Here is a 15,569-nt window from a genome sequence, read left to right on the forward strand (position 1 = left end):
ACGGTATGACGGCTTTGTCCTCCCTTGATGCGGGCGAGCGCCTGCGGAAGGGTAAAATCCCCGTCTTTCCCCAAGCCGAGGGCTCCCCCGTGTCCGCCCCTACACTCCAGAACGATGTTTTCCTGCGGGCCCTCGCGCGCCAACCGACCGAGTACACGCCCGTCTGGCTCATGCGCCAGGCCGGCCGCTACCTGCCCGAATACAACGCCACGCGCGCGCGGGCCGGCTCGTTCCTGGGCCTGGCCAAGAATCCCGACTACGCCACCGAAGTCACGCTGCAGCCGCTGGCGCGTTTCCCGCTGGACGCGGCGATTCTGTTTTCCGACATCCTGACCATTCCCGACGCCATGGGACTGGGCCTGAGCTTCGAAACCGGCGAAGGCCCGCGATTCGCGCGTCCGCTGCGCACCGAAGCCGACGTGGCGGCGCTGACCGCGCCCGACATGAACGAACTGCGTTATGTCTTTGACGCGGTCACTCAGATCCGCCGCGAACTGGCGGGCAAGGTGCCCCTGATCGGCTTTTCGGGCAGTCCGTGGACGCTGGCCTGCTACATGGTGGAAGGTGCGGGGTCCAGCGACTACCGTACCGTCAAGACCATGATGTACCAGCGCCCCGACCTCATGCATCGGATCCTGGAGATCAATGCCGAGGCGGTGGCGGTGTACCTGAATGCCCAGATCCAGGCGGGCGCCCAGGTCGTCATGATCTTTGACAGCTGGGGCGGCGTGCTGGCCGACGGGTTGTTCCAGGAATTTTCGCTGGCGTACACCCGCAAGGCGCTGGCAAAGCTGATCCGCGAAAACGATGGCCGGTCGGTGCCGTCGGTGGTGTTCACCAAGGGCGGCGGTCTGTGGATCGACGACATTGCCGACCTGGGCTGTGATGCGATCGGGCTGGACTGGACGGTCAACCTGGGCAAGGCCCGCGAGCGGGTCGGCGATCGGGTGGCCTTGCAGGGCAACCTGGATCCCATGACGCTGTTCGGCGGGGAAGACCGTATCCGGTCCGAAGTCGTCCGTACGCTGGACAGCTTTGGCAACCATCCGGGACACGTGTTCAACCTGGGTCACGGGATCTCGCAGTTCACGCCGCCCGAAGCGGTGGTGACGCTGGTGGACGCGGTTCACCAGCACAGCCGGGGGCTTCGCGGCTGATCCGTCGTGGCGGGCTGTCCCAAGGAGGCCTACACCTTGGGGGATGGCACCGATTTGCAGTTCTGGTTGCCTCGTGATATGGCCGCCGGGATATGGGGGCGGTGACTTATTCACATTGTTCACGTCCTTCATACGCGCTTACATATTCGCTGGCGGGCCTTTATTTTTATGGTTAAGTCGTTGATCTGAAAGGGAAATTAAAAAATTTTCTCAAGCAGGGTGAATGATGTGCTAAGCCTTCCGGACCGTAGCCCGCGACTTGCGCCAGTGTTGTCCCCAAAGTTGTCCACAGGCATTTTGGGGACAACAAAATCTGCCGCTCACGCAGTGGTTTAGGGGCCACTCCGAGGTTTTACTTTAAGTGTGATGCGGTGTTGGGGGCTCTGCCAAGTCTGAACCCCCTACGGCCTTTATTTTCCATCCTCCTGATGCATGAGTGACTGCCCGTCGATTGCTCCATGCCGACTCGCAATGACCCAAACCAGTGCGTTATCGATTTCTGCTGAGCCCGAGGCTCAATCTCCACCCGGATGGGTGCGGGTGGCGCTCGACGTGCCGGTGCCGGGGCTGTTCGACTACCGGGTCGATCGGCCGGTCAGGGTCGGCCAGCGGGTGGTGGTGCCCTTTGGCCGGCGGGATCTGATCGGCGTGGTGGTGGACCTGCCTGCCGCGCCCGCGCTGGACGAATCGAAACTGCGCGACGTGATCCGTGTGCTGGATGATCTGACGCCCTTGCCGGAAGACTGGCTGCGGCTGTCGCGCTTTGCGGCCGAGTATTACCAGCGGCCGCTGGGCGAAGTGATGTTGCCGGCGTTGCCCGGGCCGCTGCGCAAGCCGTCGTCGTACGACGGCCTGCGGTCAGGGGACGGGCCGATCGCCCGCCTGGACGAGCGGGCCGGCCGCGCCGACGCGGCGGTGGCCAAGGCGGCTGCGAAGGAAGCGCGGGCGGCCGAGAAGGCCGCAAAGGCTGCGGAAAAAGCGACCAAGGCGGCCCAAAAGGCGTTAAGGTCTGCAGAAAAAGCATCGAAAGCAGCGATCAAAGCGGGCCAGCTGGAAGGTAAAGACGCAGAATCAGATGCTACCGAAGCCGCCGCGGTTCCGGCTTGGGTACCTGTGGATAACGTTGTGGACGCACCTGTGGACATCGGGGCGGACGGTGTGACCGGGCCTTCAGTCGACTCCCCGGCCGGCCTTGATGCGCCCGCCGACGGTGCCGAACCCGCCGGCCCGGATGCGCCCGCGGACAGTGCCGAACCCGCCGGCCCGGATGCGCCCGCCGACCGTGCCAAACCCGCCGACCCCGATGCGCCCGTCGACCGTGCCAACCCAACTGACCCCATCGATCCCACCGGCAGCCCCATCGCCATCACCCGCCCGATTCTGGGCAGGGCGCAGCAGGAAGCCGTGGACGCGCTGGCGACCCTGGAAGGCTTCAAGCCCGTCCTGTTGCATGGCGTGACGGGCAGCGGCAAGACCGAGGTCTACCTGCACGCGGCCGAGCGGGTCCTGGCCGCCGGCCGGCAGGTGCTGCTGCTGGTGCCCGAAATCAACCTGACTCCGCAGCTGGAAGGCGTGCTGCGCCGCCGGCTGGAGGCCACCGCGGGCAAGGACGGCGTGGCCGTGCTGCACAGCGGCCTGGCCGATGGCGAGCGGCTGTCGGCCTGGTTGCGGATCGTGCGCGGGCAGGCGCGGGTACTGGTCGGAACGCGGCTGGCGCTGTTCACGCCGATCCCGAACCTGGGGCTGATCGTGGTCGACGAAGAACACGATCCGTCCTACAAGCAGCAGGAAGGACTGCGGTATTCGGCGCGGGACCTGGCGATCTGGCGGGCGCGTGACCTGGGCATCCCGGTGGTGCTGGGGTCGGCCACGCCGTCGCTGGAAACCTGGCAGCACGCCGAAAGCGGCCGCTATCTGAAGCTGTCCTTGCCCGACCGCGCGCAGGCCGCCGCGCCGCCCAAGATCCGCCTGATCGACACGCGGCAGATCAAGCTGAAAGAAGGGCTGTCGCCGCAGGTGCTGACGGCCGTGAGCGAACGCCTGGCGCGGGGCGAGCAATCCCTGATCTTCCTGAACCGCCGAGGCTACGCGCCGGTGTTGCATTGCGACGCCTGTGGCTGGGTGAGCGGGTGCAAGCGGTGTTCCGCCTACATGGTGCTGCATCGATCGGCGCCGCAGCGGGGCGGCCACGCGCGGCACGAATTGCGCTGTCACCATTGCGGCTGGCAGGAACGCGTGCCGCCGGCCTGCCCGGATTGCGGCAATCAGGACCTGCAGCCCATGGGCCGGGGCACGCAGCGGCTGGAAGAACACCTGGCCGAACTGTTCCCCACCGCGCGAATCGCCCGGATCGATGCCGACAGCACGCGGCGCAAGGGCAGTGCGCATGCGCTGTTTTCGCAGATGCATGCCGGCGAGATCGATATCCTGGTCGGCACGCAGATGGTGGCCAAGGGGCACGATTTCCAGAACCTGGGGTTTGTCGGCGTGCTCAATTCGGATGCGATGTTGTTCTCGCACGATTTCCGGGCCCCGGAGCGGCTGTTTTCGCAGCTGATGCAGGTAGCCGGACGCGCGGGGCGCAGCGGGGTCGCCAGCGAAGTATTCGTGCAGACCGGGTATCCGGAACAGCCGCTGTACCAGTCGCTGGTCAAACACGACTACGACGGCTTTGCGCGCTACGCATTGGACGAGCGCAAGGCGGCCGGACTGCCGCCGTTCGCGTTCCAGGCCTTGCTGACGGCCGAGGCGCCCGAGCTGGCGCAGGCCGTCGGCTTTCTGGCGCAGGCCCGCGCCGAATCCGAAGATGGCATGCTGGAAGGCGCCGACGAAGCGACCCGCGCGGCCCTGGCCCGGATTACGCTTTATGATCCAGTGCCCCTGCGCGTGGTGCGGGTGGCCAATGTCGAGCGGGCGCAGTTGCTGGTCGAGAGCGATCACCGCCCGGCGCTGCAGCACTTCCTGCACGAGTGGGGCGCCCGCCTGCCGGCCCTGGCATCGGCGGCCCGGGTGCGGTGGCACCTGGAAGTCGACCCGCTGGAAATCTGATCACCGCAACGTGATGGTCCCCGCCCTGCGCGACGGGGGCGACCGCAAGCTTCCCCTCTGGTGTGCCCGCATGACTGCTTCATCGACTCCTGACGTTCCTCCCGTGTCTTCGACGGTCCGCAAGCTGGACCGCGCCCAGTCGCAGCTCGACGCGAAGGGCGCGCCTGCCGAGCCGTTCGTGCTGCCGCCCGTGGCCGGGGGCATGAACGATGCCCAGCGCGAAGCCGTGCGGCATCTGGATGGTCCGTGCCTGGTGCTGGCCGGCGCGGGCAGCGGCAAGACGCGCGTGATCACGCAAAAGATCGGCTACCTGCTGCGCGACTGTGGCTACAACGCGCGCAACGTGGCCGCGCTGACCTTCACCAACAAGGCCGCGAAGGAAATGGCCGAGCGGGTCAAATCCGTGGCGGCGCCCAATCAATTGAAGGGCCTGACGATCAGCACCTTCCACTCGCTAGGGGTGCGGCTGCTGCGTGAAGAAGCCAAGAAGGTCGGACTGAAACCGGCGTTTTCGATCCTGGCGTCCGACGACGCGCTGGGCATCGTGCAGGACCTGATCGCGACCACCGACAAGGGCCGCCTGCGCGCCGTGCAGAACACGATCTCGTTGTGGAAAAACGCCTTGGTCGAGCCGGACGAAGCCGAACGCATCGCCTCCACCGAGGGCGAACGGGAGGCCGCGCGCGCCTACCGCAGCTACAACGCCACGCTGCGGGCCTACCAGTCGGTGGACTTCGATGACCTGATCCGCCTGCCCGCGCAGCTGCTGGAACGCGATGACGAAGCGCGCGAACGCTGGCAGTCGCGCCTGCGCTACATGCTGGTCGACGAATACCAGGACACCAATGCCTGCCAGTACCGGCTGGTGCAATTGATCACGGGCCCGCGCGCCATGTTCACTGCCGTGGGCGACGACGACCAGGCCATCTACGCGTGGCGCGGCGCGACTATCGAAAACCTGGCCAAGCTCACCACCGACTATCCTAACCTCAAGGTCATCAAGCTTGAACAGAACTACCGGTCGGTGCAGCGCATCCTGGCCGCGGCCAACCGGGTGATCGAAAAGAACCCCAAGCTGTTCGACAAGAAGTTGTGGTCCGACCTGGGGGCGGGCGATCCCATTGTGGTCGTTCCGATGGATGGCGAAGAAGCCGAAGCCGAATCGGTGGCCGTGCGCATCTCGGCCGCGCGCTTCGAAAAGAAAGCGCAGTGGAAGGACTTTGCGATCCTGTATCGCAGCAATCACCAGGCGCGGGCGATGGAGCAGGCGCTGCGCAACCTGAAGATTCCGTACATGGTGTCGGGCGGGCAGAGCTTTTTCGACAAGGCCGAAGTGCGGGACGTGCTGGCCTACCTGCGGCTGATCGCGAATGACGAGGATGATCCCGCCATGATCCGCGCGATCACCACGCCCAAACGCGGCGTGGGCCAGGCGACCCTGGAAGTGCTGGGCAACTATGCCGGCGAGCGCGAGATTCCGCTCTTCGCGGCGATCTTCGAGACGGGTCTGGAACAGCGGCTGGCGGCGCGGCAACTGGCGCAGCTGCGCGAGTTCGGCGAATTCATCCACCGGATGCAATGGCGAGCAGGGCGGGGCGCCAGTGGCGAGGCCATCACGTCGGCCGAACCGGCGGGCGAAATCCTGGACGACCTGCTGCGCGCGATCAACTACGAACGTTATCTGTACGACACCTTTGATGAACGCGGCGCGCAGGCCCGTTGGCAGACGGTGCTGGATCTGACCGGCTGGCTGCGGCGCAAGGCCGAAGAAGACAACATGACGCTGGTCGAACTGGTGCAGCACATTGCGCTGATCACCATGCTCGAAAAGAACGACGAAGAAGACCCGGACGTGGTGCGGCTGTCCACGCTGCATGCGTCCAAGGGCCTGGAATATCCGCACGTGTACCTGGTGGGTGTGGAAGAAGGCCTGCTGCCCCACCTGGGCAAGGACGATGAAGAAGGCGATCCGGCCAAGGCCGCTGAATCGCTGGTCGCGCGTGTGCAGGAAGAGCGGCGGCTGATGTACGTGGGCATCACCCGCGCGCAGCGCAGCCTGCACGTGACCTGGTGCAAGAAGCGCAAACGCGGCCGCGAAGACGTCGCCCGCGAGCCGTCACGCTTCATTGAAGAGATGGGGCTGGGCGGCGAAAAGATCGTCGATACCACGCCGGCCATGAGCGCGAAGGACCGGCTGGGGATGCTGAAGGCGCTGCTGAACAAGGGAGGCTAAGGCGGCTCGCGGCAGATGCACGTCGCTGCGGGGCGTCGTTGCGGGGGGTCGCTGCGGGGCGTCGCTGCCCGGGTATCGCTGCCCGGGCGTCGCTGCTGGGGCGTCGCTGCCGCATGCCGCTGCCGCGGTTTCCCGGCGGCTTCCCGACCGGGCTGCCACCGCCGCCGCGCCGCTACACGTAGCGGGGAATCGGCCCGTTGTGCGGCGTCTGGTCGGGCAGGTCGACTTCGACCTTGTCCACGAAGCACCAGCCCCAGCCTTCGGGGGGATCGTAGCCTTCGATGATCGGGTGCTGCGTCGCGTGAAAGTGCGCACGGGCATGGCGGTTGGGCGAATCGTCGCAGCAGCCGACATGGCCGCAGGTGCGGCACAGGCGCAGATGCACCCACATGCTGCCCGACTTGAGACATTCTTCGCAGCCCAGCGCGCTGGGCGCGACGTGGGCGATGCTGGACGTGTGCGTGCAGGACGTGCTCATGGCGTTCCTTGCTGAAATGTCGAGCGTCCAGTATGGCATCGGCGCGGCGTCATCCCAACCCCCGGATGGGGGACGAGGTCCGAACCCGACCTGAAAGCGGTAAAGTAGCCGACGCCCGGCCGTGCCGCCGTCATTTGCGCTGGCATGTCGCCAACCCGTCTTTACGAGATCCCCACCATGGTTGACCAAGGCCTGTCTGCGTTCCTGAACAATGGCGACGCCAGGTGCGCCAGGTTCACCCGCATCGACTGGTCGGCGACGCCCTTGGGGCCGGTCGACACCTGGCCCACGGTCATCAAGAGCACGCTGGCGACCTGGATGGATTCGCCCCAGGCGATGTTTGTGGCCTGGGGGCCCGAACTGCGCTTCTTCTTCAATGATGCGTATGCGCCGATGCTGCTTGATCGCGTCGACCGGGCAATGGGACAACCTTTCCAGGAAATTTGGTCCGATATTTGGGCCGATATCGAATGGATCGTCGACCGCGCCTTGGCCGGCGAGGGTGTACGGGTCGAGGAAATGCCGTTGTCGATGTTTCGTAACGGCGTGCGTAAGGCTACCTGGTGGACCTTTACGTACATGCCATTACGTGATGAACACGCAAATATTCTCGGCATGATGTGCACGGTCGTGGATGCAACCAGTGCCGTCCTGGCGCGTGCCGAAGCGGACCGCGAACGCGAGCGCCAGCGGCTGACGCTGCAGCAGATGCCGGGCTTTGCGGGGCTGCTGTTCGGACCCGAACATGTGTTTGACTATGTCAACGATTCCTACCAGAAGCTGTTCGGTCCGCGCCCCTTCGTCGGACAGGCCATTCGCGACGTGTTCCCGGAATTGGAAGGCCAGGGCTTCTACGAACTGCTGCACACCGTCTACACCACGGGCGAGCCTATCGTCATGCACGGCTATCCCATCCACATGTCGGGCGAAGCGCAGCCCCGCTACCTGGACTTCCTGTATCACCCCGTGCGCGATGACGCGGGCGACGTGATCGGCATCTTCACGGGCGGGTATGAAGTCACCGAAAACGTCCGTGCCGAAGAAGCGCTGCGGCTCATGAACGTGACGCTGGAACAGCGGGTGGAAGAGCGCACGTCCGAATTGCTGCGGGCGCAGGAAGCGCTGCGGCAGTCGCAGAAAATGGAAGCCGTCGGCCAGCTGACGGGCGGGCTGGCGCATGACTTCAACAACCTGCTGACCGGGATCAGCGGGTCGCTGGAATTGATGCGCCGGCGGTTGCAGATGGGCACGCTGGACCGCGCCAGTACCGAACGGTATATCGACACCGCGCAGGGGGCGGCGCAGCGTGCCGCTGCCGTGACGCATCGCATGCTGGCCTTTGCGCGCCGGCAGACGCTCGATCCGCAACCGACCGACGTGAACCGCCTGGTGCGCGACATGGTGGAACTGCTGCGCCGCACGGTGGGGCCAGCCATTCCGGTCGACGTGCTGCTGGCGCCCGGGCTGTGGTCCACGATGGTGGACGCCGTGCAGCTGGACAACGCCTTGCTGAATCTGTCGATCAACGCGCGCGACGCCATGCCGCACGGCGGCCGCCTGACGATCGCCACCGCGAACCGGTCGATCCTGCCGGGCATGGCGTCGGAACTGGGACTCGTGGCCGGGGATTACGTCGCGTTGAGCGTAAGCGACGACGGGATCGGCATGACCCCTGACACCGTGGCGCGCGCGGTCGAACCCTTCTTTACGACCAAGCCGCTGGGGCAGGGCACGGGACTGGGCTTGTCGATGGTGTACGGCTTTGCGCGCCAGTCGGGCGGGGTACTGCGCATCGAGTCGACGTTTGGGGAAGGCACGACCATGAGCCTGTTCCTGCCGCGTTTCGACGGGGCCGCAAGCGAAGACGACGATGCCGCGGCGCAGGCTGCCGCGGCCGCCCCGGTGCGACGCGCGCGGGTGCTGGTGGTTGATGATGAGATCACCGTGCGCATGCTGGTGACCGAGGTGTTGAAGGACGCCGGCATGGCGCCTGTCGAAGCCGAAGACGGCCCGTCGGCCATGACGGTGTTGCAGAGCGACGTGGCGCTGGACCTGATGGTGACCGACGTGGGGCTGCCCGGCGGCATGAACGGCCGGCAACTGGCCGATGCCGCGCGCGCCCAGCGGCCGGACCTGAAGGTGCTGTTCATCACGGGCTACGCCGAAAACGCGCTGATCGGCGACGGGGTGCTGGAGCCCGGCATGCAGGTGCTGACCAAGCCCTTCACGGTGGACAGCCTGCTGGAACGCGTGCGGCAATTGACCCTGGCGCGCTGAACGGATGACGACCTGGCGCCTGCGGCCATGCAGTTCTTACATGCGGTGGGGGTAGGGCTGACGCGGGGCAAAAGGCCGCATCGTCAGGCAGGTCGGGGCCTTACTGCTGAGTTGCCGTCGGGCACGTCGCTTGCGGGGTTTTTCTCCCGAAACCAAGCACGAGAGCCTCATGGAAATTCATATCAATACTGGCAATGGCATGGAAAACCGGGTCAAGCTCGAACAATGGGCCGACAGTGAGATCCGCCGGAATCTGGGCCGCTTTACTGACGATGTGCGCCGCGTCGAAGTGCACCTGTCGGACGAAAATAGCCAGAAAGGCGGCGCGGACGACAAGCGCTGCATGATCGAAGCCCACGTGATCGGGCAAAAGGCCGTGGCTGTCAGCCACAACGCCCCGACGCTGGAGCAGGCCCTGAGTGGCGCCGAAAACAAGGCCCGCCGCGCGCTGGACAGCGCCCTTGGCAAGGTCCGTGACCACCGCGATCACACGTCCATCCGTACCGACGCGGAGGGCACTGGCGTGCCGGGCGCGGGCGACAACGACGGCGACGACTGAGTGCCGCAAGGGCGGTGGGACGGTCATGCCGACGTCGCCTGCAGCCCAGGGATTGCTGTTCGAGGACGAGGCGGCCGACTGGGCCCCATCGCCCCCGGCGGCGCCGCCGGGCTTTCGCTACGAAGCCGGCTTTCTGAGCCCTGACGAAGAAGCCGGACTGCTGGCCCATATCTCGGGTCTGCCGTTCGAGGCCATGCGCTACAAGCAGTACGTCGCGCAGCGGCGGATCGTCAGCTACGGCGGCCGCTTCGATTTTGATCGGAATGCTCTGCTCGCGGCCGATGCGGCGCCGCCATGGCTGCAGCCGCTGCGGGAACGAATCGCCGCGTGGGCGGGCCTGCCGACTGAGGCGTTTACCCAGATCCTGGTGGCCGAATATTCCGTGGGGACGCCACTGGGATGGCACCGCGACGTGCCGGATTTTGAAGATGTGGTGGGCGTGTCCCTGGCGTCTGACGCGACGATGCGCTTCCGGCCCTATCGGCGCGAAGCGCGGGTGCCATCCCCCGCATTGCCACGCTCGCGGTCCCGGACCGCCGTCCTCAAGCAGGTGCTGGCCCCCCGATCCATCTATCTGATGCAAGGTCCGGCGCGGTGGGACTGGCAGCACAGCGTGTCGCCCACCTTATCGTTGCGTTACTCCATTACTTTCCGGACCTCGGCGCGGCGCGCGGTGCTCTGATATCGTTACGCCCGTTAATGGCGCAATCGGGCATCGCATGACACAACGTTCCCTTCCCCTGGCGGGCATCCGCGTTCTTGACCTGACGCGGGTCCTGGCCGGTCCCTGGTGTACCCAGAACCTGGCCGATCTGGGCGCTGATGTCATCAAGATCGAAAAGCCCGGCAGCGGGGACGACACCCGTTCCTGGGGGCCGCCGTACCTGCAGGATGCGGAAGGCAACGACACGCGCGATGCCGCCTACTACCTGTGCGCGAACCGGAACAAGCGGTCGGTGGCGGTGGACCTGGCGACGCCGGAAGGCGCGCGGGTGCTGCGCGAACTGGCTGCGGTCAGCGACGTGCTGGTGGAAAACTTCAAGGTGGGCGGCCTGGCCAAATATGGCCTGGATTATGAGAGCCTGAAGGCGATCAACCCGCGCTTGATCTACTGCTCGATCACCGGCTTTGGCCAGAGCGGGCCTTATGCCAGCCGGCCGGGCTACGACTTCATGATCCAGGGCCTGGGCGGCTTGATGAGCATCACAGGCGAGCGCGACGGCATGCCCGGCGCCGGGCCGCAAAAGGCGGGCGTGGCCGTGGTCGATATCGTCACGGGCATGTATGCCAGCGTCGGCATCCTGGCGGCGCTGCAGGAACGGCACCAGAGCGGCCTGGGCCAGCGGCTGGATATTGCGCTGCTGGACAGCGTGGTCGCCATGCTGGCCAACCAGAACATGAACTTCCTGACGACGGGCAAGGCGCCCGGGCGCTCTGGCAATGCCCACCAGAACATCGTGCCTTACCAGGTGTTCGCGGCATCGGATGGCCACCTGATCGTTGCGGTTGGCAACGATACCCAGTTCCGCGCGTATTGCGTGGCGATGGACGCGATGCATCTGTCGTCCGACCCGCGCTTCCAGACCAACCAGTCGCGCACCATCAACCGCGACGTGCTGGTCCCGCAGCTGGCCGAGATCATGGCGGCCAGGCCGCGCGATTACTGGCTGGAACGGCTTGAAGCCGTGGGCGTGCCTTGCGGCCCCATCAATACGATCGAACAGGTGTTTGCCGACCCGCACGTGCAGGCGCGCGGCCTGCGCCTGGACCTGCCGCACGCCGCGGCCGGCACGGCGCCGAGCGTGGCCAGCCCGCTGCGATTTTCGGATACCCCGGTGCAGTACCGCGCCGCCCCGCCGGTGCTCGGGCAGCACACGGACGAGGTGCTGCAGGAAGTGCTGGGCTGGGGCCCCGAGGATGTGGCCGGATTGACGGCAGGGGACGCGGGCGGGACGTGACACGCTGGTATTGATGTTTATCATCATCAAAGCTGTTGACAGTTTTGATGTTGGTCATCATCATTGCGGGCAGCCGCTCTACAGCGGGATCGCCCACCTCAGCAAAGACGTGCATGAAAGCCTTCACCATCGATCGTTACGGCAAGACCCAGGTTGGCCGCCTGACCGACGTCCCGGCGCCCGCCCTGCAGGATGACGATGTCCTGATCCGGGTTCATGCCGCCAGCATCAACCTGCTGGACACCAAGATCCGGAACGGCGACTTCAAGCTCATCCTACCCTATCGCATGCCGCTGGTGCTGGGCCACGACGTGGCCGGCATGGTCGTCCAGGTCGGTCCGCGCGTCAGTGCATTCAAGCCGGGCGATGCCGTGTTCGCCCGGGCAGACGACTTCCGGATCGGAACCTTTGCCGAGTTCATTGCCGTCAAGGAAGGGTCGGTGGGAAGCAAGCCTGCCAACCTGAGCATGGAAGAAGCCGCCTCCATTCCCCTGGTTGCCCTGACCGCGTGGCAGGTGCTGGTCGAGACGGCGAAGGTACAACCGGGGCAGAAGGTGTTCATCCAGGCGGGATCCGGCGGCGTGGGCAGTATCGCCATCCAGTTGGCCAAGGCCCTGGGCGCCTTCGTGGCGACAACGACCAGCACGCGCAATATCGAGTGGGTCAAAGCATTAGGCGCGGATGTCGTCATCGACTACACCCGGCAGGACGTGGCGAAGGAGCTACGCGACTATGACGTCGTCCTGCACAGCCTGGGCAGCAAGGAGCTGGAACAGTCGCTGCGGGTGGTAAAGCCGGGCGAACAGCTGATCTCCATCTCTGGCCCGCCGACCCAGGAATTTGCGGCGGCGCGCCGGCTGGCGTGGCCTTTGCAATGGGTGATGCGCCTGTTGAGCCGGGGCATCCGGAAGCAGGCCCGCCGGCGCGGGGTGCGCTACGCATTCGTGTTCATGCACGCCAGTGGCGAGCAACTGAGCACCATCGCTTCCCTGATCGAGTCCGGGACGATCAGGCCGGTGATCGACCGGGTGTTCGCGCTGGACGCGGTGGCGGATGCCCTGGCGTATGTCGAAAGCGGGCGGGCGAAAGGCAAGGTGGTGATCCAGGTGGTGCCGTAGGCCGCGGCCAGGCGGCGCCAGAAACAAAAAAACCCCCCGGGGGCGAAAGCCCGTCGGGGGTTTTATTGCCTGCCAGCGCACCAAAGACCGGCGCGCCGCTGCGTGTGGCTGCGCCGCGGTGCTGCTTACTTGGCGGCGTCGACCATGTACTGGACGGTGGCGCGGATGTCGGCTTCGGTCGCGTTGGCGGCGCCGCCCTTGGGAGGCATGGCGCCCTTGCCGGCGATCGCGGTGGCAACCATCGTATCCATGCCGGTGGCGATGTACTTGGCCCAGGCGGCCTTGTCGCCGAACTTGGGGGCGCCTGCAATGCCGGCACCGTGACAGGCGAAACAGGTGCTGTCGTACAGCTTCTTGCCGTCGCCGGTGGACGCGGCGGCGGTGGGGGCTGCTGCAGCCGGGGCGGCGGCAGCGGCGGGCGACGTCGGTGCGGCGGCTGGCGCTGCAGGGGCTGCCGCAGCCGGAGCAGGCACCGCGGCGGCGGGGGCCGCAGCAACAGCAGCAGGCGCAGCCGCCGAAGCGTCCGCGGTTGCGGCAGGCGCTGCCGGGGCGGGAGCTTCGGGTTCCTTGAAGCTGGCGCCGCTGGCGTTGGCCATGTAGGCCACGGCGCGCGCCACTTCAAAGTCGTCCAGGTCGGGGTTACCGCCCTTGGCCGGCATGGCGCCCTTGCCGGCGATGGCGACCTTCACCATTTCTTCAAGGCCGGTCTGGATGTATTTGGCCCAGGAACCGTTGTCGCCAAACTTGGGTGCGCCGGCCACGCCAGCGGCATGACAGGTTGCGCACACGGCCTTGTAGACCGCTTCGCCCGTCTGGAACACACGCGGCGCGTTCGCGTCACGGATCTCGAATCCCGCCACCGGCGCGATGCGCGCGTCGATCGCGGCCGGTGTCTGTGCATCGGCGCCGGCGTTGGTCCGCGTGCCGTTCACGACGAAGTGGACCAGCAGGATGATGATCAGAATCGGGGCAAGCAGAGAGATCACGATGACCGTGATCAGCTGGCGAGGCGTCCGGATCGGGGATTGGTGATCTTGCGTGTGGTCGTGATGCGCGTTGCTCATTGCGAAATCCTGCAGGTCCACCGGCCGAGACAGGGGAGCGCCGGCGCGGGACGGTTACGGGGGAATGATACGGTCTTGACTGCTTTTATTCCGGCGCCGAGGGCATGCTGCTCTGGGGTCTCCAACAAGAGCGCGGGCATGGCGGCCGATTCATTTTTTGCACACAACCGCCTGATTATAGCGGGATGGGCCCATGGGGTGCTCGATTGGTATGCGACAAGAAAATCACGGCCGATGGCCGGGCGCAGGACGAACGCGCGAATGCAGGCTACAATAGTCGACTTAGCGCCCGTAGCTCAATGGATAGAGTACTGCTCTCCGAAGGCAGGGGTTGCTGGTTCGATCCCAGCCGGGCGCACCAATTTCTCGGATTTTCGCCAGGTATTCATCCAGATACCGGCGGGGTCCGCAGCCAGCCGCAGTGTGCAGCAAGGCACTGGTCTTAGCGTCATACGTATCCCCGTCGTACGTACCGCCGTCATACGCCTCACCGCGACACCTCCATCCCCACCCGCAACACCACCGACACCATTTCCGCCTGCCGGTGCGTATATGTCTTGGCCAGTACCTGCTTCAGGTAGCTTCGCGCCGTTCCCTTTGCAATGCCCAGCTCCACAGCCGCCTCGGCCAGGTCCATGCCGCGCGCCAGCAGGATCGCCAACGCCGCCTCGCGCCGCGTGAACCGGAAGGTCGTGGCCAGCAGCACCGGGTCGATGCCGGGCGGGCGATCGGGTTCCATCAGGAACAGGATCACGCGGGTGGCCGTGCTGATCCCGTCGGGCACGTCGGCCGCGTCCACCGGCAGGATGCGCACCACCAGCGGCGCCAGCGGCGGCCGGCGGGCCACGGCGCGGCGCATCGGCGCCAGGGGTATGGCCGCCACGCTGTCAGCCCCGTCGGCTCGGTTGCGCCGCCCATTGACGCCGACCGCGGCGGCGATGGCGTCCTGCAGCGCCCGCGCGTCGCTGGCGGACATGGCCGACACGTGGTGCCGCGTCAGGATCAGCCCGTCGCCATCCCGCGCCAGCAGTTCGGCGCGCGGGTTCGCGAAAATCGGCCGCATGCGCGCATCCAGCAGGATCACGCCGAAATCCAGCCGGGCGATGACCTCGTAGGCGTCGCGGGCGCGGCGGTCGGCCAGGTCGAGCCGGCTCTGCACCTGCACGGCTGCCGCCAGATGCGGCACGATGCGACGCGCGGCGTTCACATCATTCGGACTGAAATCCACGGCGCCCAATTCCCGGCCGGCTGCAAAGTAGACCTGGTGATCGGGCAGTCGCAGCAGCGGCGCGGCAATGCCATAAAAGCCGCCGGCCGGCCGGATGATGTCGGTGTAGAGCGCAGACCTGCGAAACGCCGCGTCGGCCATCAGCGCATGCTGGCGCAGCGGCTTGCCGACCGGGCTGGCGTGGGTCCAGCGGATGAGCCCGTGTTCGACTTCGCGCCGGATCCACGGCGGCGGCACATCGCCGCCCGACATCACCGCCATGCCCGGCCCGCCGCTGCCCTGGGCGCTCAGGATGGCCTTGTGTCCGCCGATCGCCTGCGCCACGGCGGTGACGGCGCCCGACCACTGGCCAGGCGCAAGCGCGGCTTCGTAAATGTGCCGGATCGCCCGATGAACCGTGTCGATGCGCGTCATGGTCACCCCCAGGTCGCCGTCCATTTCCCCCCCAA

General features: G+C 66.3%; 11 protein-coding genes and 1 tRNA gene. 9 read left to right on the forward strand and 3 right to left on the reverse strand.

The annotated features are described in order from the left end of the window. The first annotated feature begins 89 nt into the window (after nt 1-89). From hemE to HD883_RS19250, 3 genes are all read left to right on the forward strand, one after another. On the forward strand, nt 90-1,157 hold the full coding sequence (hemE, locus tag HD883_RS19235; protein ID WP_179582484.1) for a uroporphyrinogen decarboxylase: 1,068 nt from the start codon (nt 90-92) through the stop codon (nt 1,155-1,157). A 471-nt stretch (nt 1,158-1,628) separates the two neighbouring features. Continuing rightward, nucleotides 1,629-4,205, forward strand: coding sequence for a primosomal protein N' (locus HD883_RS19245; protein ID WP_257022312.1), 2,577 nt, complete (start codon nt 1,629-1,631; stop codon nt 4,203-4,205). Nucleotides 4,206-4,407: 202 nt separating this feature from the next. Next, entirely contained in the window at nt 4,408-6,438 is a 2,031-nt protein-coding gene (locus HD883_RS19250; RefSeq protein ID WP_179588449.1) for a UvrD-helicase domain-containing protein, read from the forward strand. Nucleotides 6,439-6,610: 172 nt separating this feature from the next. Here HD883_RS19250 and HD883_RS19255 read toward each other — a convergent pair whose 3' ends face one another. Then, a complete protein-coding gene (locus tag HD883_RS19255; RefSeq protein ID WP_179582482.1) occupies nt 6,611-6,916 on the reverse strand; it encodes a UBP-type zinc finger domain-containing protein in 306 nt (101 codons plus the stop codon). 177 nt (nt 6,917-7,093) lie between these two features. Between HD883_RS19255 and HD883_RS19260 the strand changes: the two genes are divergently transcribed. From HD883_RS19260 to HD883_RS19280, 5 genes are all read left to right on the forward strand, one after another. Next, entirely contained in the window at nt 7,094-9,193 is a 2,100-nt protein-coding gene (locus tag HD883_RS19260) for a PAS domain-containing protein (protein WP_257022313.1), read from the forward strand. Nucleotides 9,194-9,362: 169 nt separating this feature from the next. After that, nucleotides 9,363-9,752 (forward strand): HPF/RaiA family ribosome-associated protein, encoded by a 390-nt coding sequence (locus HD883_RS19265; RefSeq protein ID WP_179582480.1) that lies wholly within the window; start codon nt 9,363-9,365, stop codon nt 9,750-9,752. Nucleotides 9,753-9,777: 25 nt separating this feature from the next. Continuing rightward, the gene (locus HD883_RS19270) at nt 9,778-10,434 is read left to right on the forward strand and encodes an alpha-ketoglutarate-dependent dioxygenase AlkB (RefSeq protein WP_179582478.1); all 657 of its coding nucleotides are present in this window, start codon (nt 9,778-9,780) and stop codon (nt 10,432-10,434) included. 37 nt (nt 10,435-10,471) lie between these two features. Beyond that, complete coding sequence (locus tag HD883_RS19275; RefSeq protein ID WP_179582476.1) at nt 10,472-11,710, forward strand: CaiB/BaiF CoA transferase family protein; 1,239 nt, start codon at nt 10,472-10,474, stop codon at nt 11,708-11,710. Between the two features lie 113 nt (nt 11,711-11,823). Then, entirely contained in the window at nt 11,824-12,828 is a 1,005-nt protein-coding gene (locus tag HD883_RS19280) for an NADP-dependent oxidoreductase (protein WP_179582474.1), read from the forward strand. Between the two features lie 125 nt (nt 12,829-12,953). On the opposite strand, the gene HD883_RS19285 is transcribed toward HD883_RS19280, so the two are convergent. Next, entirely contained in the window at nt 12,954-13,892 is a 939-nt protein-coding gene (locus HD883_RS19285) for a c-type cytochrome (RefSeq protein ID WP_179582472.1), read from the reverse strand. 285 nt (nt 13,893-14,177) lie between these two features. Between HD883_RS19285 and HD883_RS19290 the strand changes: the two genes are divergently transcribed. Further along, a tRNA-Arg gene (locus HD883_RS19290) sits at nt 14,178-14,253 on the forward strand. A gap of 126 nt (nt 14,254-14,379) precedes the next feature. Here the strand turns inward: HD883_RS19290 and HD883_RS19295 are convergent. Continuing rightward, a complete protein-coding gene (locus HD883_RS19295; RefSeq protein ID WP_257022316.1) occupies nt 14,380-15,558 on the reverse strand; it encodes a helix-turn-helix transcriptional regulator in 1,179 nt (392 codons plus the stop codon). Between the last annotated feature and the right edge of the window lie 11 nt (nt 15,559-15,569).

This window comes from Pigmentiphaga litoralis, assembly GCF_013408655.1.
Taxonomy (GTDB): Bacteria; Pseudomonadota; Gammaproteobacteria; order Burkholderiales; family Burkholderiaceae_B; genus Pigmentiphaga; species Pigmentiphaga litoralis_A.

Excerpts from the sequence above, each read along its gene's own strand:
- HD883_RS19245 (WP_257022312.1), top strand. The coding sequence starts at position 1,629 with ATGACCCAAACCAGTGCGTTATCGATTTCTGCTGAGCCCGAGGCTCAA.
- HD883_RS19250 (WP_179588449.1), top strand. The coding sequence starts at position 4,408 with ATGAACGATGCCCAGCGCGAAGCCGTGCGGCATCTGGATGGTCCGTGC.
- HD883_RS19255 (WP_179582482.1), bottom strand. The coding sequence starts at position 6,916 with ATGAGCACGTCCTGCACGCACACGTCCAGCATCGCCCACGTCGCGCCC.
- HD883_RS19260 (WP_257022313.1), top strand. The coding sequence starts at position 7,094 with ATGGTTGACCAAGGCCTGTCTGCGTTCCTGAACAATGGCGACGCCAGG.
- HD883_RS19265 (WP_179582480.1), top strand. The coding sequence starts at position 9,363 with ATGGAAATTCATATCAATACTGGCAATGGCATGGAAAACCGGGTCAAG.
- HD883_RS19270 (WP_179582478.1), top strand. The coding sequence starts at position 9,778 with ATGCCGACGTCGCCTGCAGCCCAGGGATTGCTGTTCGAGGACGAGGCG.
- HD883_RS19275 (WP_179582476.1), top strand. The coding sequence starts at position 10,472 with ATGACACAACGTTCCCTTCCCCTGGCGGGCATCCGCGTTCTTGACCTG.
- HD883_RS19280 (WP_179582474.1), top strand. The coding sequence starts at position 11,824 with ATGAAAGCCTTCACCATCGATCGTTACGGCAAGACCCAGGTTGGCCGC.
- HD883_RS19285 (WP_179582472.1), bottom strand. The coding sequence starts at position 13,892 with ATGAGCAACGCGCATCACGACCACACGCAAGATCACCAATCCCCGATC.
- HD883_RS19295 (WP_257022316.1), bottom strand. The coding sequence starts at position 15,558 with ATGGACGGCGACCTGGGGGTGACCATGACGCGCATCGACACGGTTCAT.